23 protein-coding genes and 1 pseudogene are annotated in these 25,676 nt (G+C 31.5%); 9 read left to right on the plus strand and 15 right to left on the minus strand.

The window, feature by feature from the left end; all coding sequences use genetic code 11:
• Positions 1-13 precede the first annotated feature (13 nt).
• From MOV50_RS01635 to MOV50_RS01680, 10 genes are all read right to left on the minus strand, one after another.
• Positions 14-3,055, minus strand: a complete 3,042-nt coding sequence (locus MOV50_RS01635; RefSeq protein WP_321778702.1) for an efflux RND transporter permease subunit — start codon at positions 3,053-3,055, stop codon at positions 14-16.
• 5 nt (positions 3,056-3,060) lie between these two features.
• Positions 3,061-3,813 carry an efflux RND transporter periplasmic adaptor subunit gene (locus tag MOV50_RS01640; protein WP_321778703.1) on the minus strand — a complete coding sequence of 251 codons (753 nt, stop codon included), beginning with the start codon at positions 3,811-3,813 and terminating at the stop codon, positions 3,061-3,063.
• Complete coding sequence (locus MOV50_RS01645) at positions 3,810-3,995, minus strand: hypothetical protein (protein ID WP_321778704.1); 186 nt, start codon at positions 3,993-3,995, stop codon at positions 3,810-3,812. Before MOV50_RS01645 ends, MOV50_RS01640 begins: the two co-directional genes overlap by 4 nt.
• Positions 3,976-5,037 carry a TolC family protein gene (locus MOV50_RS01650; protein WP_321778705.1) on the minus strand — a complete coding sequence of 354 codons (1,062 nt, stop codon included), beginning with the start codon at positions 5,035-5,037 and terminating at the stop codon, positions 3,976-3,978. Before MOV50_RS01650 ends, MOV50_RS01645 begins: the two co-directional genes overlap by 20 nt.
• Complete coding sequence (locus tag MOV50_RS01655; RefSeq protein ID WP_321778706.1) at positions 5,031-5,630, minus strand: TetR/AcrR family transcriptional regulator; 600 nt, start codon at positions 5,628-5,630, stop codon at positions 5,031-5,033. Before MOV50_RS01655 ends, MOV50_RS01650 begins: the two co-directional genes overlap by 7 nt.
• Before the next feature lie 91 nt (positions 5,631-5,721).
• Positions 5,722-5,970 (minus strand): hypothetical protein, encoded by a 249-nt coding sequence (locus tag MOV50_RS01660; RefSeq protein ID WP_321778707.1) that lies wholly within the window; start codon positions 5,968-5,970, stop codon positions 5,722-5,724.
• A gap of 149 nt (positions 5,971-6,119) precedes the next feature.
• Positions 6,120-6,497 (minus strand): RidA family protein, encoded by a 378-nt coding sequence (locus tag MOV50_RS01665; RefSeq protein WP_321778708.1) that lies wholly within the window; start codon positions 6,495-6,497, stop codon positions 6,120-6,122.
• Entirely contained in the window at positions 6,498-7,592 is a 1,095-nt protein-coding gene (gene dapE / locus MOV50_RS01670) for a succinyl-diaminopimelate desuccinylase (protein WP_321778709.1), read from the minus strand. It abuts the gene before it with no gap.
• Between the two features lie 3 nt (positions 7,593-7,595).
• Positions 7,596-7,943 carry a hypothetical protein gene (locus tag MOV50_RS01675; protein WP_321778710.1) on the minus strand — a complete coding sequence of 116 codons (348 nt, stop codon included), beginning with the start codon at positions 7,941-7,943 and terminating at the stop codon, positions 7,596-7,598.
• 127 nt (positions 7,944-8,070) lie between these two features.
• Positions 8,071-10,386 (minus strand): hypothetical protein, encoded by a 2,316-nt coding sequence (locus tag MOV50_RS01680; protein ID WP_321778711.1) that lies wholly within the window; start codon positions 10,384-10,386, stop codon positions 8,071-8,073.
• Between the two features lie 238 nt (positions 10,387-10,624).
• Here MOV50_RS01680 and MOV50_RS01685 point away from each other — a divergent pair, with 238 nt between their 5' ends.
• The 3 genes from MOV50_RS01685 to MOV50_RS01695 are packed head-to-tail and all read left to right on the plus strand — an operon-like array spanning position 10,625 to position 12,514.
• Entirely contained in the window at positions 10,625-11,134 is a 510-nt protein-coding gene (locus MOV50_RS01685; protein WP_321778712.1) for a hypothetical protein, read from the plus strand.
• 3 nt (positions 11,135-11,137) lie between these two features.
• The gene (locus MOV50_RS01690) at positions 11,138-11,572 is read left to right on the plus strand and encodes an NfeD family protein (protein ID WP_321778713.1); all 435 of its coding nucleotides are present in this window, start codon (positions 11,138-11,140) and stop codon (positions 11,570-11,572) included.
• A gap of 12 nt (positions 11,573-11,584) precedes the next feature.
• Positions 11,585-12,514, plus strand: coding sequence for an SPFH domain-containing protein (locus tag MOV50_RS01695; RefSeq protein WP_321778714.1), 930 nt, complete (start codon positions 11,585-11,587; stop codon positions 12,512-12,514).
• Between the two features lie 48 nt (positions 12,515-12,562).
• Here the strand turns inward: MOV50_RS01695 and MOV50_RS01700 are convergent, their stop codons facing one another.
• On the minus strand, positions 12,563-12,877 hold the full coding sequence (locus MOV50_RS01700) for a hypothetical protein (protein WP_321778715.1): 315 nt from the start codon (positions 12,875-12,877) through the stop codon (positions 12,563-12,565).
• Between the two features lie 4 nt (positions 12,878-12,881).
• Positions 12,882-15,908 carry a MutS-related protein gene (locus tag MOV50_RS01705; RefSeq protein WP_321778716.1) on the minus strand — a complete coding sequence of 1,009 codons (3,027 nt, stop codon included), beginning with the start codon at positions 15,906-15,908 and terminating at the stop codon, positions 12,882-12,884.
• Between the two features lie 131 nt (positions 15,909-16,039).
• On the opposite strand from MOV50_RS01705, the gene MOV50_RS01710 reads away from it, so the two are divergent.
• Positions 16,040-16,543 carry a TolC family protein gene (locus tag MOV50_RS01710; RefSeq protein WP_321778717.1) on the plus strand — a complete coding sequence of 168 codons (504 nt, stop codon included), beginning with the start codon at positions 16,040-16,042 and terminating at the stop codon, positions 16,541-16,543.
• On the opposite strand, the gene MOV50_RS01715 is transcribed toward MOV50_RS01710, so the two are convergent.
• Positions 16,483-17,688: an IS3 family transposase gene (locus MOV50_RS01715; protein WP_321777475.1), complete on the minus strand. Its 1,206-nt coding sequence runs from the start codon at positions 17,686-17,688 to the stop codon at positions 16,483-16,485. The two genes, MOV50_RS01710 and MOV50_RS01715, sit on opposite strands and share 61 nt — an antisense overlap.
• 111 nt (positions 17,689-17,799) lie before the next feature.
• On the opposite strand from MOV50_RS01715, the pseudogene MOV50_RS01720 reads away from it, so the two are divergent.
• From MOV50_RS01720 to MOV50_RS01740, 5 genes and pseudogenes are all read left to right on the plus strand, one after another.
• Positions 17,800-18,387: pseudogene (locus MOV50_RS01720) on the plus strand (TolC family protein); the annotation flags it as partial.
• A gap of 14 nt (positions 18,388-18,401) precedes the next feature.
• A complete protein-coding gene (locus MOV50_RS01725) occupies positions 18,402-20,558 on the plus strand; it encodes a type I secretion system permease/ATPase (RefSeq protein ID WP_321778718.1) in 2,157 nt (718 codons plus the stop codon).
• Position 20,559: 1 nt separating this feature from the next.
• Positions 20,560-20,715, plus strand: a complete 156-nt coding sequence (locus tag MOV50_RS01730) for a hypothetical protein (protein WP_321778719.1) — start codon at positions 20,560-20,562, stop codon at positions 20,713-20,715.
• A 14-nt stretch (positions 20,716-20,729) separates the two neighbouring features.
• Positions 20,730-21,896 carry an HlyD family type I secretion periplasmic adaptor subunit gene (locus MOV50_RS01735; RefSeq protein WP_321779692.1) on the plus strand — a complete coding sequence of 389 codons (1,167 nt, stop codon included), beginning with the start codon at positions 20,730-20,732 and terminating at the stop codon, positions 21,894-21,896.
• A gap of 1 nt (position 21,897) precedes the next feature.
• On the plus strand, positions 21,898-22,506 hold the full coding sequence (locus MOV50_RS01740; RefSeq protein WP_321778720.1) for a response regulator transcription factor: 609 nt from the start codon (positions 21,898-21,900) through the stop codon (positions 22,504-22,506).
• On the opposite strand, the gene MOV50_RS01745 is transcribed toward MOV50_RS01740, so the two are convergent.
• On the minus strand, positions 22,503-23,369 hold the full coding sequence (locus tag MOV50_RS01745; protein ID WP_321778721.1) for a hypothetical protein: 867 nt from the start codon (positions 23,367-23,369) through the stop codon (positions 22,503-22,505). The two genes, MOV50_RS01740 and MOV50_RS01745, sit on opposite strands and share 4 nt — an antisense overlap.
• Positions 23,370-23,403: 34 nt before the next feature.
• Positions 23,404-25,506 (minus strand): tandem-95 repeat protein, encoded by a 2,103-nt coding sequence (locus tag MOV50_RS01750; RefSeq protein ID WP_321778722.1) that lies wholly within the window; start codon positions 25,504-25,506, stop codon positions 23,404-23,406.
• Positions 25,507-25,676 lie beyond the last annotated feature (170 nt).

Genomic DNA, 25,676 nt, shown 5'->3' on the forward strand with positions numbered 1-25,676 from the left:
AAGATTATTCTTATTATTTAATTTTTTTTACTTCATAAAACTTTTTCAAAAATCTATCTACGGGATTTATAAGTTTATACATTACAGGGACAACAAGCAAAGTTAAAACCATAGAACTGATTAATCCTCCAATGATAGAAATAGACATTGGTGCTTTAGTTTCACTTCCAAGACCATCTCCAATAGCTAGTGGAAGCATTGCAAATACCATAGCTACAGTTGTCATTAGTATCGGTCTTAATCTCTTCTCACCAGCTTCTATGAGTGCCTCATCCGCATTTTTTCCTCTAGCCATAGCGCCATTTGCAAAATCCACAAGAAGTACTGCATTTTTCCCAACCATTCCCATAAGCAACATAAACCCAATCATAACAAAAAGACTAAATTGTAAGCCTGAAATATAAAGAGCCAACAAAACACCTATAATACTAAGAGGAAGTGCCATCATAATTATAATAGGCTGAATAAGGGACTCATATAAAATAGCTAAAATAATATACATTAAAATCACAGAAAGACCGATAGCGACACCAAAAGCTTTACCTGTTTTTTCCATCTCTTCTGCAAAGCCTGTAAATCTATAAGTAACACCTTCTGGTAATAATTCATCAATTTTAGCTCTAGTATATGAAACTGCTCCACCTAAATCAAGACCAAAGAGGTCAGAGAATACTGTAATTTGTCTTTGTCTATCAAAGTGATTTATAGATGCCATAGCCTCACTTGAAGTTAAGGTAACAAGCCCGTCTAAATATATCATTTCTCCATTTACTCCACGAAGCTGAATCTTTTTAATATCCTCAATTCCAACTCTATTTTCATCATTAAACCTCAGCGTAATGTTATACTGTTTTCCATATTCTTCAAAGTAAGAAATCTCTATATCACTTGAAAATGCTGTCGATATTGCTTGAGCAATCTTAGATGCAGAGATACCATATCTATTTGCATTGTGTCTAAGTATATTTATATCTATTTGAGGTTTCATATCATCAAGATTAGTATCTATATCAACAAAACCTTCTTTTTGTGCCATATACTCAGTTAAGTTCTTTTTTGCTATTTTCAATTTATCAAAAGAGTCAGATTTTAAAACTATCTGATAAGGGACAGATGCACCAGCACCTTTTATATTTGGAATAGCAGCAGCTGTTATAAACATCTTTTCTGAAAACTGTTTTAACATCTTTCTAAAATTTTGAGTTATCTCTTCTTGAGTCAATACTCTAGTGTCTTTTTCTAGCAACTTAACATATATAATGGCTTTATGTTTTTCTTGTGCAGTTGTATATCCAATATTAAGAGTTGTATAAACTACATTTTTATTCTCTTTAACTGCATTTTCAACTATTTTTGATTGTCTAATCATCTCTTTTAAAGATATATCTGAAACAGCCTTTATCTTTATCTCCAACTCTGATTTATCCTCTTTTGGTATAAAGTCCATGCCTATTTTTGGAAATAAACTCAGAGATGCAAAGAAAACAATAAAAACAAAAATAAGTGTACTTACTTTAAATCTCAACACAAACTTTAGAATTTTTTCATAAATCTTCTCTATCGCAACAAAGATAACTTCAGTTTTATCATAAAACTTACTCTCACCCTTTTTTAAAACTCTCGCACTAATACTAGGTATGAAGCTAAGAGCAATTGTGTAAGAAATAATAATCGCAAAACTAACTGTCATGGCAAATGACTCAAAAAACTTTCCAACTATACCACTCATCATAGACACAGGAATAAAAACAGCTAAAAGCATCGCTGAGATTGCTAAAATGGTAAAAGCCATCTCTTTTGTTCCTTCAACTGCTGCTTCGAGTTTTCCCATGCCTTCTTCCATCTTTTTATAAACATTCTCAATCACAACAATAGCATCATCAATTATAATACCAATAGCTAAAGTCAACCCAATTAAAGTCATCTTATTTAAATCAAATCCCATATAATCCATCAAAGCAAAAGTACCCATGATAGATGCTGGAATAGAAAGAGCTGACACAAGAGTTATAGTTAAGTTTCTTAAAAATACAAAGACTATAATTGCAGCTAAAATCGCCCCATAAATAAGGTCAAACTCAACATCCTTTAATGAGTTAACAATAAATGGTGCTGTATCGTTTAAAACTTTGACTTCATACTTTTCACCAGATAATATTTGCAACTCAGGGACAACTGCTCTTACGCGCTTTACTATATCTATAGTATTTGTACCTGATATTTTTTGTACTTCAAGCATTACACCCTCAACACCATCATAAGAGGCATAACTTTTAGCATCACTAAGAGTATCTTCAACTACTGCTATATCTTTTAATTTAATGTCATCTTTAATTTTAATATTTTCAAGTTCTTCCACACTTAAAGCATCTGACTTTGTTTTTAAAATAAACTCTTGCGTTGAAGTTATTAGTTTTCCACCACCAATTTTTACATTTTCATTTTTTACAATTTCATTTAATTCACGAATAGTTATACCAAACTTGTTTAATAGTCTAGGATTTGGAAATATTTTAATCTCTCTTTCTTGATAACCTATAATATTTACACCACCAACTCCATTAATTTTTTGCAGTTTTGGTTTTACTTTTTCATCTGCAAAAACCATTAGGTTTTCAACTGTATTAGATTTAGCAGTAACAAAAATATTTACTATAGATGCCCCACCAATATCAAGCTTACTTACAAGTGGAGTTTTCGCATCTCTAGGAAGAATAACTGCTGAAACTTTATCTCTAACATCATTTGTAGCTTCATTTATCTCTCTTTCAAGAAAGAACTTAATAGTAACTACACTTATACCTTCACTACTGCTTGATATAATACTATCAACCCCACCGATGCTAGATACTGCTTCTTCTATCTTATCTGTAACTTGAGATTCAATAGTACTAGCTTCAGCTCCTGGGTAAATCGTTTTGATTGTAACGATAGGGAAGTCAACATTTGGAAATAAAGATGAAGGCATAGATTTATAACTCATCATTCCAAATATAACTAAGGTAATAACATACATGAGAGTTGTTATTGGTTTATTAATTGCATATTTATACATAAAAATTACTTATCATCAGGTACTAAAATATACCCATCTCCAAACAAACCAACTATAAAATTTTTAACTTTTACTTCTGCTTTGATTTTTCTGTTTTCTGAGTTAGCATATGGATAAACTTTCGATATTTTTCCAGTATATACTTTTTTATCCCCATTAACGGTGTATTTTACACTGTTGCCAATTCTAACCTTTTTCCAATACTTCTGATCAAACTCTAAAATCAATTTTCTATCTATTTGACTTTGAATCTTAAAAACAGTACGGAGCATCATCCCACTTACAACATCACCAACTTCTACACTTTTTTCAAATATCACACCATCAAAAGGAGCTTTTATAAGTGTTCTATCTAAGAGTGATTGCTGATAAGCAAGATTTGCTTCAGCTCGTACAATAGCAACTTTTGCTTTTTCATATGTTAATAGATATTTATCAAATTTTGCTTCATCTATTAAGTCTTTTATTAAAAGCTGTCTTTCATAGTCTTTTTTAGCATATTTTAGTGTAACCTCAGCATCTTTAAGTGAAGCTTTTGCTATTTGAAGAGAAGCTTTTAGATCATCATTTTGCAACTCTACTAATTTTTGACCTTTTTTTACTCTACTTGAAACATCAACAAAAACTTTATTTACAATTCCACTAGAGTAAAAAGCTAAATTTGCACTTTTTTTTGCCTCTATGCTAAATGTTGCATATATTTCTGCGGCATTTAAACTCGCCATTAACACCATTAAACTTAAAATTATTCTTGTCATCTTATAAACTCCTCTATATTTTTTCCTGCATAGTAATAGTAAGTTGCAAAAGCGACTTCCAAGTCATTTAACGATGTTTCATATAAGGCTTTAGCAGTTGTTTGAGAGCTTAAAGCATCTAGGTAAACAACATTATCAACTATCCCTGCATCATATTTTTTACTAATTGTTAAAAAATGCACTATTCGCAGATTTTAAAGCACTTTTTGCACTTTTTATTTTAATATTACTTATATTTATTCTTATAATTGCCAATTCATATTGCATCTGCTGTTCTTTATGTGCGTATGCTACTTGCGTACTTACAACTTGAGAGTTAATCATTAACGCCTCTTTGTTTTTAGATACTGTCCCCATATCAAAAAGTCGCATATTTAAAGAGAGCATGATTTTATTTTGATTGTCCAAACCTTTTGGATGAAGAGCATCTGTATTATTGTACCCATAAGCACTATAAGTATCTTCTACTTTTATATTTGGATAGTAAACACTGTCTATTGATTTTGCTCCATCAACTAGTGCATCCTTTTGAGCCATTAAAGATTTTGTACTATCTATTAGTTGCATATCTGACTGGGCATATTCTTTAAAACTAGATTTATCTAAAGATATGATTTTTTTGCCAACATTAAGTTCTAGTGCTTTATGAATTGTAAGTATTTGCAAACGAATCGATTCCATCTCAAAAATATTTGTATCATAAGCTGCTTGTAGTCTATCTACATCATCACTTGTTGCGAGTTTTGCAGTGAAAAATCTTTTCATTCTAGTTAACTGTTCTTGTAAAGATTTTTTAGCTTCATCTCTAGATGCTAAGGTCGCTTGTAAACTTTTTATATTAAAAAAATTCTCTGTTATTTTTAAACCTAAACTCTTTTTCGTAGATGCTAAATCAAACTCTGAAGCTTTATGTTCATTTTTACTTTGAGAAAGTAAGTTAGATTTGTTTCCACCATCATATATATCAAACGAGAGTTTCGCATATCCACTGTATATGTCACCTGCTTGCATAGGTGTTCTTTCATTTAAATTTTGATAAAATGCACCAACATCTAAGGTTGGATAGTAAGCACTTTTTCTTGCATCTACTAAACTCTTTTTTGACTCTTTAGAGTAAGTTTTCGACACAACTAAATCACTGTTTGTACTAGCAAATTCTAAAAGTGATTTTAAACTATCTCCATATAAAAAAATTGGGACTAAAAATATTAAAAATCTTAGCATTGTTTCACCTCTATTAACTCAAATATAGCATCTATGTAATTTTCTAACTCTTCTTGAAGATTATTTATAGAGTTTGTTGCAGCATCTGAAATAAATAAACCTTCTGATGTTACAAATATCCCTTTTACTAGTTTTCTAGCTTGAGGAATTAACTCACCATTTTCTATACCATCTTCAATAATTTTTTCAAACCACGCATAATACCCATCAAAACATTGAGTTTGAAACTCAATCATTTTTTCATCAGGAGAACTCAAAGAGATAGAAATAAACTCTTTATATAGTCCTCTAAGTTCCATATCTTCCTCACTATAAAAAAATGTATTAAAGAGTTTAATTTTTTCTTTTGTTATTGTCGTTTGCGAGATTCTTTTTTCTACCAAAATATTTCGCTCATGTATCATTATGTTTACAATTTCAAAAACAATATCTTCTTTATTTTTAAAATAATCATAAAGAGTGCCTTTACCAACACCTGCTGTTTTAGCAATTTGAGAAATTGTTAGATTTTTAATACCCTGAGTGAAAAAAAGTTCTTTACAAGAAAGTGCTATATCTCTTCGTTTTTGTACTTTGTCTACTATAATTGCCATACTTGTCCTTAAATATAAATGACTGACTGTCGGTCATTGAAAAGAATTGTATATTTTTAATGCTTAAATAATAATAAAATCTACAGTATTTTTATTCACTTTTGGATATAGGAATTGATTGTATAGAATCAGGTAAAGATATAGAGGCTCTTATAGCACTAAAAAGAGAACCTTTGTTTATCCATACTTCTTTTTCATTCTCTATAGCAGTAGCTACTGCTGTAAACTTTATTGGTAAATTTTCAATATCATTATCACCAATCATCTCTTCTAGCGTACCCATAAGTTTATCGCCTGAAACAAGTCCACCAGAACCTTTAAAATCTAAAAGCTTTAACATATCAAAGGTATCGATATTCTCAAGTCATTATATATATATATCTAATTTCCCAGCGGCATAAAAACCACCTATTAAAGCCCCTATTGAACAGCCTGAAATTGACTCTATTTTATACAAGTATTAATGATACTGATTTTTGCTTCATTGTATTAGTTATTTATTAGTGCTACTGCATCTATCTCAACAAGAGCATTTTTTGGGAGTGTTTTTACAGCAACTGTTGCGCGAGCTGGTTTATGTGAACCAAATGCTTCTTCATATATTTCATTTATAACACTGAAGTCATCCATAGATGCTATAAAGATAGTAGTTTTTACTACCTGACTCATAGAACTACCAGCTTCTTCTAAAACAGCTTGTAAATTATTTAAAACTTGTTTAGTTTGAATCACCACATCATCTTCTAGCATAACACCCTCTGGAGTAAGTGCGATTTGACCAGAAGTATAAACCATGCCATTTGCTACAACTGCTTGTGAGTATGGTCCTATGGCTGATGGTGCTTTTTTAGTTTGAACAAATTTCATCTAGTAATCCTTGATTAATTTTTTAAATACTTCATAAAGTTCTACAACTTCTTTTGATGTCGTTCTTTCATTTACAGCATGAATGGTGTCATTTATAACTCCAAACTCTATAACATCTATGCCAAGTGGTGCCATAAATCTAGCATCTGAAGTACCACCTGCTGTTGAGTGTTTAGGTTTTATACCTGTTACACTTTCTATGGCTGCATCTATGTGTTTAACTATTTTCGTATCTGTATCTGTTTTGAAAGGGTATGAGCCTTGTGTGAGTTTTAACTCAAAGTCTAAACCTTCTAAGTTTTTTTCTACAAATGCTCTAACTTCTTTCCCCGTTGTAAGAGTTGTGTTTCTGACATTAAACATCATGTCGAGATGATTTGGTGTTACATTTGTTACTTGCATACCTGAACGAATATCTGTTATAACAAATTTACTAGGAGAGAAAAACTCATCTCCATCATCTAAATTAATCCCTGCCATATCAAAAAGTCTAGATGCTATATTGTGTATAGGGTTTATAGCTTTTTCTGGGTAAGCTGCGTGACCTTGTTTCCCTTTTAAAGTTATATAACCATTTATAGAACCTCTTCTTCCTACCTTTATAGCATCTCCAAATCGTTCTTCACAAGTTGGTTCAGCAACAACAACAACATCTGGGAGCATAGAATTTTTTTCTAAATACTCTAGCATTTTCACAGTTCCATAAGTAGCATCGCCCTCTTCATCAGAAGTTAAAAGAAGTGAAAGAGTTCCATTAAAATCTTTTACCTCTTTTACAGCCTGAGTAAATGCAGCCACACCACTTTTCATATCTTGAGTGCCACGACCATAGATATATCCATCTAGTTGTGTAGCTTCATAAGGATTTGTATTCCACCCTTCTCCAGCAGGAACAACATCAACATGTCCCGCAAAGCACAGATGCTCACCTTCTGAGAACTTCTTATAAATAAAAAGATTTTTCACATCTTCTATATCTACTCGTATGGCTTTAAAATCTGGTAAATATATTTGAATAAACTCTAAAAGTCCACCATCATCAGGTGTTTCACTTTTTTTTGAAACCATATATTTGAAAAGTTCTAAGGTGTTCATGTATTATTTTGCTTGTGGATTTTCATAAAATATATAAGAAGTTGCATAATCACTTATCTCAAAATAAAGCTTTTTCTCACCTGCATCTGCTTTAAGATTTTGGTTTTCATCTAAGATGCCATAACCATATCTGTAAGTTCTAGATGCTCCACCTTGTGTTGCTTCTGCGGTTGATAATTTATCTATGTTTATAAATCTTTTCACAAGTTTTTCACCCATATAAATATCCAAGACTCCATTAGTTCCTGTCCAATTTTGGATACTTCTGCCTATCTTATTTTGTGTTTCTTGTGTACATCCACTAAACATAAGTGCCAATGCAACTGTTGATAATAGTATTAATTTTTTCATATTTTATTCCTTATCTTAAAAAAAGTAATTATACACTTTTTTGGTTAAAAATGCTTTTTCTTATATTTATAGGTGATGTATTATGACTATCTTGTCTCAGATTTTTTCAAGAGTGAGGAGCTACTTTCTAGCGACCTATAGTTTTTGAAAAAGCTTCTAAAGCAGTGTCTGAGTATCTTGCCACTTGTCCTTTCATTAAAGCTTTCATGGGACCACCATATGTTCCACTCTTATAACCTTTTAAAGCTATTGCAATATTTCTACTGCTCATATTTGCTACTATCGCAGATTTACCCAGAGCATGTCTTTCAAAGTGTTGACCGTGACAAGCAAGACACTTACGAATATTAACAGGGCCAGTAGTATAATTATTTGGTCTTGAGTATTGCTGTCTTTTTTGCTGAGCTTGTTGTTTTACTAAATATTTCTGTCTTTTTTGTTGAGCTTGTTCTTTTTTTCTAATAATAACAAGTTTATTTTTCGCCTGCACTTTTTTGTTTAGCTTTTCAAGTCTTCCTACAGCATTTTCATAGCCACTTTCTATGGCTAGTTGATACCAATAGCGAGCTTTAGTATAACTGACATGCGTTCCCCAACCAAACTCATAACAAGAACCCATTATGCCCTGTGCTACACCCAGTCCACGTTGGGCAGCTTCTTTACACCACTTGAGAGCTAACTTGTCATCTTTTTTTACACCATGACCCGCACGATACAATTTACTCACACGGTAATATGCCAATGCTTCTCCATGTTCTGCAGCTTTTTTATACCAATAAAGTGCAGAATAATAATCTCTGGGAATCTGCTCACTGCGTTCATAAAGCTGAGCTAATCTAAACTCTGCATCTACATTGCCAAGTTTTGCCGATATCATATAATGTTCAAGTGCCCTCTTGTGGTTTTTTTGTCTTGTGCTACCTTTTTCATATTGATATCCCAAACTATACTCTTGTGCACCTTTTTGATGCAAAGATAGTTCAGCTAACTTTTTTATTTCTTTTTCTAACTTAACAAACTCTTGTTTGGAATATGTGTCGTTTCTATCAATCCCTTTTTTAAACCAACCAAGTGCTTTTGTCAGATCTTTTGCAACTCCATGTCCAGATCCGTACATCCATCCGATAGCTCCACATGAGTATGCGTCACCCTGCTCTTGAGCTTTTTTGGACCAGTACATAGCTTGTCTATAATCTTGTGGTGCACCTTCCCCCTCCATATAGCTATAAGCAAGTATTTTTTGCGCATAAAGATTACCTGTCCTTGCCAATTGTGAAAGAATTTCCAAAGCTGCTTTATCATCTTTAACCAACTCAACATTTTTATATATATTTGCCAAACTTAACTGTGAATCAACATCAGCTTGTTTTGCAGCTTTTTTATACCAAACTATCGCCTCTTTCATATCTACATCAACATAATAACCTTTTTCATACATTTGTCCCAATGCACTTTGTCCTTTCACATTGCCAAAGTACGCAACAAGATGATATCGTATAGAATCAAACCAAGTTAATTTTTTAGCATCAACATCTGCTTGAGTAAATATATGATATATAAAAATAACTGTAAAGATAATACTTGCTAGACTAAGATATGATGAAAATTTACTCTCTATTTTTTCTTCTCCAATTGGTTCAGATAGTGATGAAGTAACTTGGTAACTTTGTAATAAAGTTTGCAACTCTTGAAATGTTTTAAAAGATTTAGATGAATTATCCAAAATAATACGATTAACCAATCCACATAATCCTGCTGAATAAACTTTATTTGGTTTCAACGGTTGTAAAAGTTCACTATTTGTAAAATTTTCTTTGTCAATCATCTCATATAGTAACCTTCCAAGCTCATAAATTGAACTCTGTATCGTCTGCTCATCAAAATTAATGTATTCTGCATAAGCTACTATGGGTTCTTGTGTTTTATTATCAATCAGAAAAGTCTCTGGATTTAATAAACACACCTGCAATTTGCGTTGTTGTAAAAGAACAAAAGCTCTACTGATACTAAGTGCAAGAGTACCAATCTCTTGTTCTAAAAATATTTTTGCAGAATTGTTTAAGTGGTGCCGAAGTGTTGTTGTATTTGCATTATATTTTGTTGATACATATATTGTCCCATTAGATTCTAAGAGTTCATGGACAGCTGGAATAGAAGGATGATTCACCATTTTCAGGTTATTATATAGATTTTGAAATTCTATCTTTCCTATATGAAATAATTCACTCTGTGTCGGATGAACATATACTGTAGATTGTCCATTACTTTTATGATAACGTTTCGCTATAGACTCTGGGAAATACTCGTGTAACCATACTTCAAGATTAGATTTCATATCTTCAGCAAGATAAATAATGACATTCCTGCCAATGTGTTTTACATCTAAAATATAATAATTTTCTATATACATGCGTGCTTTCAATACATTTTGTTTATCTATCATCATACTACTTTTCATTATTTAAAACACATTTTATCATAATTTATATCATTTCTGGTTTCTTTTTAATAACTATTTTTTAATCCCTTAATATACACCTCAGAGCATACACTTACAGCCCAGTAATTGAATCCCCATTTTTTTGCTTAACTTGTTCACCATCATAAAAATATCTATAAAAATTGTTTATCATTAAGCATTTATACTATATACTCTTAGTAATATTAAATCAAGGATAATAATGGCAGAAGTAAATGAGTTGATTAGTAAAAAGATGAAATCGTTTAGAATTGTACATTTAATGTTAGTAATGGGAGATATTATATATGGTTTACTTATTATCTATATATATGAGTATTCTCCTATTACACCAATTTTAACAGATTTAGACATGCTAACTACAATTGAATACTCATCAATAGCTGTTCTGGCAGTTTTAATTATTATTGTGAATATAACTCGTAATAAAATACTTGCATCTAATTCTATTTTCAAGAAAAAAGAAACTACTGAAGAAAAAACAGATGAGCCTGCATTTATAAGTAATTACCTTTCGTCACTTTTTATTATATGGTCTTTGATTGAAGTCATTACTGTTGGTGGGATTGTACTTTTTTTAGTAAGTGGAAAGATCATGATTCCTTTAGTTATTATTTCTATTAGCGTGTTTATAAAACTTATAAATGGTCCTCGTTTACAAGAACTAAATCAGCTTTCTCTAAAACATGCTTCTACTTTTATACAAGGATAAAGAATGTCATACTATATATGGTTAATATTGAGCATTTTAGCGTTTATTGTCGAAATGAACATTCCCACTTTTTTTGCTCTTTTTGCGGGAATAGGTTTTTTATTCTCTGCACTTGTGGCATACTTATCACCTGAATCTCTCTTTTGGCAATTTATTGTTGCATCTATCTTTATGTTTATTGGTGTTGTGATTTTTAAAAAAAATCGCATAGCAGATTCCCCCTCTTCTCGTGTTGGTACACATAATGAATTTATTGGTAACTACGGGGTCATCATTACATCTCTTTGTGATAATAAAGAGGGAGAAGTTGAATTATTAGAACCTATTCTTGGAACTCGTAGTTGGCCAGCAGTTTGTATCAATGGTGCAATGGAAGCTGGTAGTGAAATTAAAATTGTTGAACTCCGTGGAAATACCCTCGTTGTTGAAAAAAAATAAAAGGAAGTTATAATGTATGAACCTGTAGATATTAGTGTTATTTTTTCACTTGTACTAGTTGTCGGAGTAATATTTACCCTATCTAAAATGGTGCGTATTGTGCCACAAGGTGAAGAATGGGTTATTGAAAGATTAGGAAAATACAGCAAAATTTTATTGCCTGGATTAAGCTTACTTATTCCTATTGTTGATAGTGTAGCTTATAAAATCATAACAAAAGAGCTTATTCAACAAACTAGAGACCAAGAAGTAATCACAAAAGACAATGCTGTAGTAATCATTAGTGCCGTAGTTTTTTATCGTGTTACAGACCCAGGAAAAGCGTCTTATTCTATAAGTAATTTTGAGAAAGCTGTAGCTAATATGACAACAACAACACTCCGTGCAGTAATTGGTGGTATGACATTAAATGAATCACTTTCTCAACGCGACCAAATTAAAGCACAAGTTGCAGAAAAAATTAGAGATTCACTAACGGGATGGGGTCTTACACTTGGAAACTTAGAAGTTCAAGATATCCGCCCTAGTGATAACCTACAAGAGGCGATGGAAAGACAAGCAGCAGCTGATAGAGATAGAGAAGCTACAATATTAATAGCAGATGGAGATAGACAAGCATCAATTGCTAAAGCCCAAGGTCAAAAAGAAGCTACAATTTTAGAAGCACAAGGAAGACTAGCAGCTGCAAAACTTGAAGCACAAGCAAAAGTTGAACTAGCAGATGGAGACCGTAAAGCTATGTTAATTGTAAATCAAGGATTAGCTTCAGGAGAAATGGCACCAAACTATTTACTAGCACAACGATATATTGACGGTGTGAAAGAACTATCAGAATCTGATAATTCTAAAGTCGTATTTATGCCAGCAGACTGGCAAAAAAGTCTAGCTGGTGTAGTTGGTTCTCTTGGATATTTGGGATCAGCAATTAGTGACAAAGAATAAACTAAAATAAAAAGAAGAAATATTAATATAGCTATTTTAGGTTCGTCATTAATGAAATATATTTATAACAACATCTGAAAAACCTAAAGCATCTCTTTGAATAATATCAGTATGGCTTACAGTTGCATAGTATGGGTCATACATAAGAAGTTTAGTAAGTTTTACTTTTTGCTCGCTACTTATTGGTTCACTTATCTTTTTTGGCCAAGTGACATCTGAAGATATTTCCATGTGTTTGAGCATTAAATTATTTTCTCTAACTGTTGGAACTTCCATAGTAGATGCTAAACCTTCTTTTAAAATACTACAGCCACTTATAAAAAATGACATTAATAATAAACTAATACTTATATATATTTTCATCCTTTTACCAGTCATCTAATACAAACTCTTTTGGCTCATCATCTTTTTTTTCATTTATTTCAGGTTCTATAACTTCTACTTTTGCAGGTTTACGCATCTGTTCTTCAAACTGAAGTTCAAGACCATTAGATGTCATCATAAAACCATCTACTTTAAGTTTACCGCTATGTATGTCATTGTGATGTTCTTTACAAAGCGGAACAAGATTATGCTTATTATCTTTATGAAAATGTCCTATAAAACCAGCCTTATCAGCCAGAGAACGCTGAGATATATGGTGAACATCTTCTGCCATCGCTCCACAAATTACACATTTTGTCACATATAGTTCTTTATTGTACTTGCTCTTTTTCTTTTTAACTAAAAGTTCTAACTCATCAAAATCATTTGCAAGTCTTTTTCTTATCTTATTTGCTATTTCTAAAAATTCACTATCCATATGAAGTGATTTTGCAAACTCTAAACCATAGATGCTACTACCACTTCCACCTTGTAAAATTCTATTAAAAAGTAGTAAATCTTTACTCTCATCATACTCAACGCTCAAATGTAAATTAACAACATTATCAAGCATTGTAATTTCTTTCATTGTAGAGAGTTGGTGAAGGTGGGTTGCAAAAAGAAAAAGTGAGCGTAATTTTGCAAGTTTAATAATCGCACTAGAAACTATGGCAACACCAGAGAGTGTTTCTGTTCCATGACTTATCTCATCACCCAAAACAAGAGAGCGAACTGTTGCACGATTGAAAATATTTTTAAGTTCAAGCATCTCTACTGCAAAAGTCGAAAGACCCTTGGCAAGATTATCTTTTGAAACTATTCTAGTAAAAAGAGAATCAAAAATAGAAAATTTCATAACAGCAGCACTCACAAAAAACCCAGACTGAGCCATAAGAGTTGCGATACCAATACTCTTCATCAAAGAACTTTTTCCACTTGAGTTTATGCCATATAAAAGAACACCATTTATGTCATGTCCATCATGAACATCAACTTCAAGCATAACTGTTTTTGGGTGTGGTAAATCCATATAATTACGATTTCCCATAACTACATCATTTGGAACATAGATGCCACCTCTCTCTTGAATCTCGATGAGAGGATGTCTAAGTTGCATGATTTGCATAAAATTTTCATCACCTTCTACATCAACTATCATAGGTCTTGAGTGTTTGTACTGCTGTGCTACTTTTGATGAACTAACACCAACATCTAAGTCTGATACATAAGAGATGACTCTATCAAAGAGTAAAGAGTATCGTCTTTCATAGATGCCCTGAAGATTAACAAATCTATCTTTTACTAAAACAACGATTTTTCTACGGTTTTTCATGATTTTATCAGACAGTACATCTGTAAAAGAAGATGTAATTTTTACACTATTTGTAAGTTTTTTTACTACAAAATCTTTAAAATCCTCATGAGCGTTAAACTCTTTTTCTATCATAGAAAAGCGGTTTTTACTTAGAGATATATAATAACCCTCTTTTTCTAAGATGCCAAGAGAAACTAAACCTTTTGAGCTGTTTGAGTTTACAGATTCTAGCATCTGTTGAATCTTTTCCATTATGTCTTCAAAGGCAATTAAAATTGTAGAGTTTTCTTCAACCAAAATATCTACTGATTCATCGACACCACTCTTTAAAAAATTCTCATCAATAGTATTTGAAGTAAAGCGTCTTGATACATCAAGGTCTATACTTTTAGATATATCTCTTAAGAACTCATCAACTTCACTTTCATTAAAGGGAGTGCGTTGAATTTTATACTTTTTAACATAGTTCATTAAGTCTTTAACGCTTATCATAGACTCATAAACATGGTTCATCTCAAAAGGATGAAGTCGCCCTAGGTTTAATCTACGAGATAGTCTTTCAAGGTCATAGATGCCACGCATTGTTTCATCTAAAAATCTTGTATGTGAAGATACTTTTTCTATGAGGTTATATCTTCTTTCAAGTTCATCTTTTTCCATTATTGGGTTAAGCAGTCTCTCTTTTAATAGTCTGCGACCAATAGCAGTAGAACTTTTGTCCATAAGTTTTAAAAGTGTAAACTCGTTCCTATCTTTAGAGATTATGCCAACTTGTTCAAGCGCATTATTTCCTAAATACATAAAACGACGATTGTCTATAAGGCGTGGCATATTTAGCTTCTGAACTATATGCATATCATGTTCTATGACAAAGTGGATTAAAACCGCTAAAGATTCACTAATCATAGGAGAGCGTTCTAGGTCTAGATGCTCTATTGGAGAAAGAAGAGATTGGATTTGGTAAACTTCTTTAAATAACTTGTTTTGAAAATCAATCTTAGGTCTTTGGTTATTTACAGAGTAGTGATAATGTTCAGGAATTTCAAGGTATTGCAAGACATGTCGTTGATCATCAACACCATCTAAAAAACTCAAAACCACTTCTGCAGTTCTATATATGTTTAAAAGATTAAAAACTTCATCTAAAGCATAAGATGGATCTTCACTTGTTCCATGAGTTTCATAAAGCCAAGTCTTACCAGTAGTCACATCTATGGCAGAATAACCTACAGTGTAGATGCCTTTGTGTTTATCAACTAAAATAGAAACTATATAATTGTCATCATTATCTACAATATGCTCAAAGTTTGTACCAGGGGAAATTATTTGTGCTATGTGTCTAGTTATTTTTGGTGGATTACCTTTTTGTTTTACAACAACTATGGTATATTTTTGCTCACCTATTAAACGACTTAAGTATCGTTCAAAAGAAACAGCAGGAACACCTGCTAAAAGAGGGTTTTTATCTGAATTTTCTATAATGCTTTTATTTTTTTTAGTTAGTTGAATGTTCAAAAGCTCTGCTATCTCTTTGGCTTTTCCAACTTGCTCTTCATCATTGTTTACTTCATATACTTCAAAAAAAGTTCCTATCTCCATAAATACTACGGTATTGGTTCCATATTTTTCTTCAAAATATTTTTGCAAATCAAAATAAGTTTGAGTCAATAGTCTATCTTTGTTATTTAAAATAGAACTTACATCTGATGAGAGCATATATCATTTTCCACTGTCTTGAATTGATTTAGATTATAACATAGTTAAGATTTTTTTGATACTTATGTTCTTTTTTTATTTAGATAGTGTACAATTGTTCTTATAAAATATCATTAATAAGGCAATTTAATATGAAATTAAAACTACTTTTAAGCACCTTACTCATCTGCTCACTTAATGCACAAGACTTAAAAACAACTATAAATGAAGTTTTATCCACTAACCCTATCATCTTAGAAAGACTAAAAAACTATAACTCCACAAAAGAAGATATTACAAGTGCAAAGTCTGGTTACTATCCAAAACTAGAGTTATCTCTCGGCGGAGGGATAGAGAAAAATGAGAAAAAAGATGTAAATGCAATCACAACACTTAGAGATAAAAACAACAATCCTGTTGATTCTTTAAGCCTAAGTGTTTATCAAAATTCCTTAACTTACACACAAAATCTTTTTAAAGGATTTGAAACTTCATACCAAGTAAAAGCACAAGAACAAAGAACTTTATCAGCAGCATATAGTATAATGGTTCCCTTTTTCAAGACCAGTAAAACAAGTTTTCTTATTTTACCTCTTTACGATACCAGTGGTAACAGTTTTGCTCCTTTAGGATCTAAATTATTGACAGCTTTATAATAAACTTCATTTGGAGTTTTATATCCAATCGCCGAATGTAATCTTTTTTTGTTGTAAGAGTTCATATATATTTTTATTGCTCGATTGAGAGATTTTATATTCTTATATTCATTCAGATAAATTTCTTCATACTTAATACTTCGCCAGAATCTTTCGATGCAAATATTATCAGTAGCTCTACCTTTTCCATCCATTGAAATTTTAATGTTGTGTTTTTTGAGAATATCAACATGAACTTTTGAAGTATATTGACTTCCCTGGTCTGTGTTAAATATCTCTGGTTTAGGATAAAATGCGAGTGCTTCATTTAACACACTTTTAACTAAGGAAATATCCATTGTGTTAGAAAGTTTCCATGAGAGTATTTTTTTACTATGCCAATCTATTATTGCGGCTAAATATACAAAGCCTTTTTCCAGTTTGATATAAGTAATATCTGTACTCCAGACTTGATTAGTTTTTTCAATTACAACACGTCCAGCATAATCTCTAAAATCTTTTAGGAGATATGGATACTTATAATGTTCTTTGTTTGCTGTAGTGGTCTTAGGCTTAGGATACAAGGCTTCTATACCCATATACTTCATAGCTTTCTTAACGAACTTTTTCCCTATGCTATACCCATCTCTTAAAAGTTGAGCATGAATTCTTCTACTTCCATATGATGGAAAGTCTGAATATATATTATTTATAGCATCTAATATTTTCAAGTCTTTACCTCTACTAAACGGTTTAGTTGGAGTATAGTACAAACTCGACTTACTTACCTGTAGCAATTGACACTGCTTATTCTGTGATAATTTATGCTTAGCATCAAGTAGAGTTTTTCTCTCTTTAGATGAGGCCAAGCTTTTTAGCTTTTCCACAAGAAAATCCTTCTCAACAATTGTCTCTCCAAGTTTTTTTGCAATTGCATCTTTTTCATATTTAAGAGTATCAATTTCATCTTTGTATTCTTTTACAACAGTACTTTTATCAAATGCTAATGACATATTCTCAAGAAACTGTTTTTTCCAATTTCTTAAACTTAGAGGTAGGACTTCATATCCACTAGCTATTTCATTAACAGTTTTTTCACCCTCTAAAACTTCCAGTACTACTTTTGCTTTAAAATTTGCACTATAACTTTTTCTTTTTGCATTCATATTTAATTCCTATATTCTCTATTTCAATTTTATCATTTTTGAAATAAGAAAACAAATTTTACTGGTTCAGTTTTAGGGGTTCATTATACTAAAGAGTTTGCACTTCAAAACAACCCATCTCTTTTAGTTAGTAAATATAATATAGAGTTTGCAAAAGCAACTTACAAAGAAAAAAAAGCACCTTTTTATCCATCAATCGATATAGAAGTATCTCAATCAATGAATAAAAACTTAAGTGGAATTCAAGGTGAAAATGACAAGTTTCGTGCGATGGCATATCTAAAATATAACTTTTTTAATGGTTTTGCAGATCACGCCTCTTTACAAAAAAGCTTAAGTAATATGTACCAAGAACAAGAAAGTAAAAATATTTTAAAAAGACAAGTAGTTGAAGGCTTAAATCTTTCATGGGCAGCAAATAAAAAATTGGACGAACAACTAGTTCATCTAAAAGATTACAAAAAATTTTCACTTAAAACTCTCACTCTTTACTCAAAAGAATATGATTTAGGGCGCCGTTCACTTTTAGACCTTTTATCTGCTCAAAATGACTTTATAGGTTCTAAAGCACAACTTATAAATACAGAGTACAGTATGCTTTTTGCAAAGTACAGAATCTTAGATGCCATGGGAACTTTAGTTGGTGCTGTTGTTGATGATAACAGTATTGTTTATTCAAATGTTGATTTATCAAAATAACTTAAAGGTTATATATGCTAATTACTAATGCTGACAACTTAAGAATGGACGCCTTGCTTGATTGTTTGGTTCTTTTTACAAAACTTTATCACAAGCCGTTTTCTGCTGAGGCTCTAACAGCTGGTCTTCCAATAGAACCAGGAGCAGAAGCACCTGAACTTTTCTCTATTAACAACGCTAAAGGGCTTTTTTCTCGCGCTGCAGGAAAAGCAGGTTTAAAATCAAGTCTTATTAAAAGACCTCTATCTCAGATATCTCCATTACAACTACCTATGATTATACTTCTTTCAAATCAGAGTGCTTGTATATTAGATAGATTTAGCGATGATTCAAAACAGATAAAAATAATTATGCCTGCAGAAGAAGCAATAGAACAATGGGTAGATGCTGATGTACTTGAAGATGAGTATATTGGTTTTGGTTTTATGGTTAAAAAAGCTTTTGAATATGCTGATGAAAATTCTAGAACACTTAACTTAAATCAAAAACATTGGTTTTGGAGTACTATTAAACTATCTTCTGGCATCTATAAAGATGTTTTATATGCTTCACTTCTTATAAACCTTTTTGTTTTAGCATCTCCACTTTTTACTATGAATGTTTATGACAGAGTTGTACCAAATAACGCTATTGAAACTCTTTGGGTTTTTGCTCTTGGGGTAAGTGTTATCTATATACTAGATACCTTTTTAAAGTTTACAAGAACTTACTTACTTGAAAATGCCGCAAAAAAGAGTGATATAATCATGTCTTCTATCATCTTTGAAAAAGTACTAAATCTCAAAATGGCAAATCACCCAGCATCTGTTGGTTCATTTTCTAGCAATCTCAAAGATTTTGATTCTATACGAAGTTTTTTAACAAATGCTACTATGGCTGCTATTATTGATCTTCCTTTTGCTGTAATATTTTTAGCTGTTATTGCTTATATTGGAGGAAGTATTGTTATAATTCCTATGCTTACTATGCTTTTAATTTTATCTTATGCCATCATAATTAAAAAACCTTTACGACAAAGTATCCAAAGCACACATGAAGCAAGTGCGAAAAAAAGCTCTATACTTATAGAAACTCTCAACAATATAGAAACCTTAAAAACATTAGGAACTCTAAATCAAGTACAATATAAATGGGAAGAATCAACGGGAGAAATAGCTAGTAAAAGTTTAAAATCTCGTTTACTCTCAGCATCTATACCAACTATAACTCAGCTTCTCATACAGTTAAATACTGTAATGATTATAGTATATGGAGTTTATCTAATTCAGGGTTTTGAACTTTCTATGGGTGGTTTAATCGCTATTGTAATTCTTACTTCAAGAACTCTAGCGCCGATGGGACAAGTTGCTGCACTTCTTACAAACTATGAAGATACAAAAACTTCCTATGAAACACTAAATGATATTATCTCTCAACCAAGTGAAAGACCTGATGGTAAAAAGTTTGTTGAACGACCTAACTTTACTGGGCATATTGAGTTTGTTAATGTAACATTTACATATCCAAATACTGAAGTTCCAGCTTTAAGAAATGTATCGTTTGAAATAAAATCAGGAGAGCATGTAGCTATCATAGGTCGCATAGGTTCTGGTAAAAGTACTGTTCAAAAATTAATTTTGGGTCTTTATGAGGCTGATTCTGGTCAGATACTAATAGATGGCATAGATATACAACAAATCGATCCAGCAGATTTGAGAAAAAACATGGGTTATGTTTCTCAAGATATTATGCTATTTCGTGGAACTGTAAAAGAAAACATTATTTATAGAGCAACTCATGTAAATGACTCAGCAATGATTAGAGCAGCAAATGTTAGTGGTGCTTCAGAGTTTATTAAAAAGCATCCTAAGGGTTATGAGATGCCTATTGGTGAAAGAGGTCAAGGTCTATCTGGTGGACAAAGACAAAGCATAGGAATTGCTAGAGCATTTTTACTAAGTGCTCCTATAATGCTTATGGATGAACCAAGTAATGCTATGGATCAAATTACAGAAGCAAATCTACTCAAAAATTTACAAAAGAGTCTAAAAGGAACTACATCTTTACTTGTAACACAGAAGATGACTCTTTTAAAAATAGTAGAGAGAGTTATAGTTATAAATGATGGTAAAGTTTTTATAGACGCTCCAAAACAAGAAGCACTAAAACAACTCCAAGGTGGAGGTAAATAAAATGAAACAAAATAAAAATTTAGAATTTACAGAAAAAGATTATGATTTTATGAATAGTTTAAGTTCGGCTATTTTAGTTCAATCTCCAACCAAGGTTAGCAGAGTTATAAAAATCTGGTTATTAACAATTTTCTTTTTATTATCTGGGCATCGCTAGCTGAGATAGATGAAATAACAAGAGGTAGTGGTGATGTAATACCCTATGGTCAAAATCAAATTATACAAAACTTAGAAGGTGGTATAGTTGAAGAAATTTTAATCTCTGAAGGACAACTTGTAAAAAAAGGAGAGGTGATTTTAAAAATAAATAATGCAAAATCACTTTCATCTTCAAAAACAAATAAAATGAAATTTCAAGAACTAGAGGCAAAAAAACTAAGGCTATTTGCAGAAGCAAATCAACTTAATTTTCAAAACTTAGAAACAACAGACTTAGAGTTAAAAAAACAAATAATATTGGCAAAAAATCTTTATGAATCTGATAAACTAGAATTTAATGCAAAAGACAATGCTTTAATAGAACAAATTCAACAAAGAAAACAAGAATATAAAGAAGCAAAAGCTAGAGTTACATCTTTTGAAAAATCCCTTAGATATGTTAGCGAAGAGATTAAAATGACAGTACCAATGGTAAGAGAAGGTATAAAATCTAAAGTAGATTTTTTAAAATTAAAAAGAGAAGCAAATGAAATAGAGAACAATATTATAGCTGCTAAACTTTCTCTACCTCGTCTTTCTTCTGCTATATCAGAGTATAGACATAAGCGACTAGAATCAAAACAAATTTTTATAAACAGTGCAAAAAAAGAGTTAAATGAAGTAACAGCAGAAATATCAAGACTAAAAACTCAACAAATCGCTTTTAGTGACCAAGTGGAGAGAACTATGGTTAGATCTCCTGTTGATGGCATCGTTCAAAAACTTTTTATTCATACTGTAGGTGGAGTGGTAAAGCCAGGGGCCGATTTAGTTGAGATAGTTCCAACAAATGAAAAACTGTATTTAGAGATTAAAATAAAACCAAGTGATATAGCATTTTTGCATCCAGGAGCAGCTGCTAAAGTAAAAATATCCGCTTATGATTTTGCTATCCATGGTGGGCTTGAAGGAAAAGTTTTAAATATATCTCCTGATACTATAACAGATAAAAAGGAAAATACTTTTTATATAATTCATGTTGTAACAACTAAGAATCATTTAGGTACAGATGATAATCCACTTCAAATCATACCAGGTATGACTGCTAGCGTTGATATTGTAACAGGGCAAAAAACCATAATGCAGTATATTTTAAAACCTATTTTAAAGTCTAAACAATATGTATTTTCGGAGAGATAAGATGCATATCATACTTTTTAGTTCTGATTTAAACCTCATAGATGAATGGAAGAAAAAAAGTGAAACAAAACCTTTAGTATTTGATAATATAAACTTACTAAAAAGTATGATAGAAGAAACAAATCTAAGCTCTTTTGTTTTAATAACTGACTATGACAGCTTGGCAAATGAAGTAAATAAACTTATTTCATCAAACACTCTGCCAAAAAATGTAGTAGTTTTAGAAAGAGTACCAGAAATTACAACTGGCAAAATGCTTATATCTCATGGTGTTAAAGCTTATGGAAATTCAAGAATGTTAAAACATCACTATATGCAAATGATACAAACTCTTAAAAAGAATCTAATTTGGACTTATCCAGAATTAACAGCATCTTTAGCAAAAAAGGAAAACAGACCTTTAAGTGAAGAAGTAAGAGGTTTTTTAGAAAAAAGACTTACACAAAAAGAGATAGAAACTCTCTACCATATCTTAGAAGGTTTAACAAATGATGCTATTGCCAAAATAATGTCAATAACACCAAGAACGGTAAAAGCTCACACAAGTTCAATCTTTTCCAAACTTCATGTAAATGATAAAGTAGCCTTAGTTTTACTTTTAAATAATTAACTCTCTATAATTTCTATGTCTGTACTTATTTCTAGTGAAACTGTACTATCACCTTCTCCACTTGTATATTCTTGAAAAGTTGCACCTGTTTCAGTATCTGTTTTAAAATCACCCAATTTCCACTCGGCATCTGCACCTGATATATCAAGATTTATACTATCAGAAGTATCTCCATCTATACGAAGAATATTATTATCATCTGTCATTGTTAAAACATCATCAACACTTAATGAAGTTATATTTTGCTCACCTATTCCTAAATCAATAGTCTCAAAATTTGAGATATTATCAGATAATCCTCTAAAGTCAATATTCATATCTCCTTGCATAACTAAAGTGTCAAGTCCTTCTCCTCCATCTAATTCAGCATTTGTTCCAGATAAGTTATCTTCAATTGTTAGTGTATCATTTCCACTTCCTAGCTTAACACTTCCATCATCAAAAGTAGAACTTACATCATGAAGGGTTACACTATCATCTCCAGCACCAGTATCAATAGTAGAATCAACTTTTATTTTTCCTACCTCTATGGTATCATCTCCATCACCTGTATTAATATGTCCAACTTCTCCACTATAATCACCTAAATCACCATGAATATTTACAGTATCATTACCACTACCAGTATTTAATGAACCTTCATCTAAATCATCACCCAGAATAAATATATCATCTCCTGCTCCAGTATTAATAACTTTACCATCTTCCACATCATCATCTACTCTAATTATATCATTACCATTACCTGTTGTGAGCGTATCCCCTGTATAATCATTACGACTTTCATGTCCATCATTAATATTTCTATATTGTAAATCTTGACCTTCATCTGTACCTGTTACATTCACAGTTACGCTTCCCATGTTAGTTCCACCATTTCCATCACTAACTGTATATTCAAATACAACATCCAGTATAACTCTTTGAATAACTATCTGTTATCCCATTAGCATCTGTATTTGTGATGGTTACATTCTCTCCATCGTAACTAAAGGTAATATTATTTATCTCATTTGGAGTATATTCTACATCAGTTTTATGCCATACCCATGCTTCATCATCAGTTCTCATTGCAAACTGTAAGTGTCCATCATTTGTAAATGCAAGCTCTACTGTATTTTCTTTATTGAAAATAATATCGTAGTTTCCTTGTTCTCCATCAGGGGTTACAGATATATCTAATTGAAAATTCTCTTTTCCTTTTAAGCTTATACTATCTGAGTTATCTATTGTAATATTTGAAGTTATTGTGTCTGTAAGTATGATAGAACTGCTTGAACCATCATCAACTGCATCTGGTGAATCTTCTAGTGCATTTATATTTACAGATACATTTTTAGTTTTCATGGCGCCATTACTGTCTACTGCTTGTAAAGTAATATTTGCATCACCATTATAGTTGTCATTTGGTGTAAAAGTCAAAGTCCCATTATCATTAATATGTACCTCCCCATGATCAGAAGAAGCTGTCACTTCCAGACTAACACTATCTATGTCTGAAGCATTGTAAGAAATAGTTATACTTCCATCTTCATCCATCGAAGCGGTTGACTGTACATCTAATGTTGGCATATCATTAACACTGTTTACATTAAGGGTAACTATTGCTGTATCAGTACCACCTTGTCCATCACTGATAGTGTAACTGAATGAAGCCTCGCCATTGTAATTTGGCTCTGGAGTAAAGAGTACATTTCCTTGGGCATCTAAGCTTATAGTACCATGAGTATCTACATTAGCATCAACATTAATTATACTGAGTCTATCACCATCTATATCTGTATCATTTGTCAATATTTCAGATGAATAAATAGTTATAGAAGTATCTTCATTTGTTTCTATACTATTATTTACAACTAAACCAGCTCCGGAACTAAGAGTTGCGTCATTTCCATTTCCAGAACTATCTGTTAATGGGTTTATACCTTCAAAATCTAAATGTACTACTTCTACTCCATCTATACTCATTGAGATATCATCCACTTCACCATCCATGGAGTATCTACCTCCACCGTATGGACGATTACCTATCATCATATCGTTACCATAATCAACTATACCACCAGTATAACTCTTTGAATAACTATCTGTTATCCCATTAGCATCTGTATTTGTGATGGTTACATTCTCTCCATCGTAACTAAAGGTAATATTATTTATCTCATTTGGAGTATATTCTACATCAGTTTTATGCCATACCCATGCTTCATCATCAGTTCTCATTGCAAACTGTAAGTGTCCATCATTTGTAAATGCAAGCTCTACTGTATTTTCTTTATTGAAAATAATATCGTAGTTTCCTTGTTCTCCATCAGGGGTTACAGATATATCTAATTGAAAATTCTCTTTTCCTTTTAAGCTTATACTATCTGAGTTATCTATTGTAATATTTGAAGTTATTGTGTCTGTTAAAGTAACTGTATAATCCGAGTTATTATCATCAATAGCCACAGGAGCATCATTTACATTTTCTACAATAGAGTTTGATTTATCATCATTATAAACTTGAACTACTTCATCATCTACTTTATTGCTATCATTTGTCTTTTCTAAAATATCTTGTTTACTTTTGGCCACTTCTACATTAATATTAACACTATCATTATTAGCTTCAGCAAATACAGCTTCCCCACCCTCCGATGAGGCAATAGATTCAACACCAGATGCTGTATCAATTTCATCTATATTAACATCATTGTATAAATCTTCCCTAATTGATTCTATTGTCTCTTTTTCTGTCACAGTATCATGCTCAGAGTATTCTTGTGAAACTAAAGATGAATCAAACAATTGAGAGTGATTACTCATAACTATAACATCTTCATATCCATCTGCCATACTTACACTTAAACTATCAATATTCTTATTAGAAGAATCTCCAATAATAATATCACCTTCATGTATTTTAGAGTCTTTTAAAATTTTATTGAGCTCACCATTAGCTTGTTTAACATAAAATACACCATCTATACTATCTATTTTTCCAATTATTTTTGACATTTTAATCTCCATAAATATAGTTAATTTATGTAATGATATACTATATTTAAAAAGTTGTATATTGTACAATTGTACAATACTAAAAAAGGAAAAAGTAAAAAGTAAAAAGTAAAAAAAGTAGAAGGTATCAGAATAAATAAAGGTATTAGTAAAAATAGTTGAAGAAGTAA

Origin of the sequence: Sulfurimonas sp., from assembly GCF_029027585.1 — a bacterium.
Lineage (GTDB): Bacteria > Campylobacterota > Campylobacteria > Campylobacterales > Sulfurimonadaceae > Sulfurimonas.

Coding starts and splice junctions, on each gene's coding strand:
- MOV50_RS01635 (WP_321778702.1), bottom strand. CDS start 3,055: ATGTATAAATATGCAATTAATAAACCAATAACAACTCTCATGTATGTT.
- MOV50_RS01725 (WP_321778718.1), top strand. CDS start 18,402: ATGCTAATTACTAATGCTGACAACTTAAGAATGGACGCCTTGCTTGAT.
- MOV50_RS01730 (WP_321778719.1), top strand. CDS start 20,560: ATGAAACAAAATAAAAATTTAGAATTTACAGAAAAAGATTATGATTTT.
- MOV50_RS01750 (WP_321778722.1), bottom strand. CDS start 25,506: ATGTCAAAAATAATTGGAAAAATAGATAGTATAGATGGTGTATTTTAT.
- MOV50_RS01675 (WP_321778710.1), bottom strand. CDS start 7,943: ATGAAAAAATTAATACTATTATCAACAGTTGCATTGGCACTTATGTTT.
- MOV50_RS01745 (WP_321778721.1), bottom strand. CDS start 23,369: ATGGGAAGCGTAACTGTGAATGTAACAGGTACAGATGAAGGTCAAGAT.
- MOV50_RS01650 (WP_321778705.1), bottom strand. CDS start 5,037: ATGCTAAGATTTTTAATATTTTTAGTCCCAATTTTTTTATATGGAGAT.
- MOV50_RS01660 (WP_321778707.1), bottom strand. CDS start 5,970: ATGTTAAAGCTTTTAGATTTTAAAGGTTCTGGTGGACTTGTTTCAGGC.
- MOV50_RS01665 (WP_321778708.1), bottom strand. CDS start 6,497: ATGAAATTTGTTCAAACTAAAAAAGCACCATCAGCCATAGGACCATAC.
- MOV50_RS01700 (WP_321778715.1), bottom strand. CDS start 12,877: ATGAAAATATATATAAGTATTAGTTTATTATTAATGTCATTTTTTATA.
- MOV50_RS01705 (WP_321778716.1), bottom strand. CDS start 15,908: ATGCTCTCATCAGATGTAAGTTCTATTTTAAATAACAAAGATAGACTA.
- MOV50_RS01680 (WP_321778711.1), bottom strand. CDS start 10,386: ATGATAGATAAACAAAATGTATTGAAAGCACGCATGTATATAGAAAAT.
- dapE (WP_321778709.1), bottom strand. CDS start 7,592: ATGAACACCTTAGAACTTTTCAAATATATGGTTTCAAAAAAAAGTGAA.
- MOV50_RS01695 (WP_321778714.1), top strand. CDS start 11,585: ATGTATGAACCTGTAGATATTAGTGTTATTTTTTCACTTGTACTAGTT.
- MOV50_RS01640 (WP_321778703.1), bottom strand. CDS start 3,813: ATGACAAGAATAATTTTAAGTTTAATGGTGTTAATGGCGAGTTTAAAT.
- MOV50_RS01710 (WP_321778717.1), top strand. CDS start 16,040: ATGAAATTAAAACTACTTTTAAGCACCTTACTCATCTGCTCACTTAAT.
- MOV50_RS01685 (WP_321778712.1), top strand. CDS start 10,625: ATGGCAGAAGTAAATGAGTTGATTAGTAAAAAGATGAAATCGTTTAGA.
- MOV50_RS01690 (WP_321778713.1), top strand. CDS start 11,138: ATGTCATACTATATATGGTTAATATTGAGCATTTTAGCGTTTATTGTC.
- MOV50_RS01740 (WP_321778720.1), top strand. CDS start 21,898: ATGCATATCATACTTTTTAGTTCTGATTTAAACCTCATAGATGAATGG.
- MOV50_RS01715 (WP_321777475.1), bottom strand. CDS start 17,688: ATGAATGCAAAAAGAAAAAGTTATAGTGCAAATTTTAAAGCAAAAGTA.
- MOV50_RS01655 (WP_321778706.1), bottom strand. CDS start 5,630: ATGGCAATTATAGTAGACAAAGTACAAAAACGAAGAGATATAGCACTT.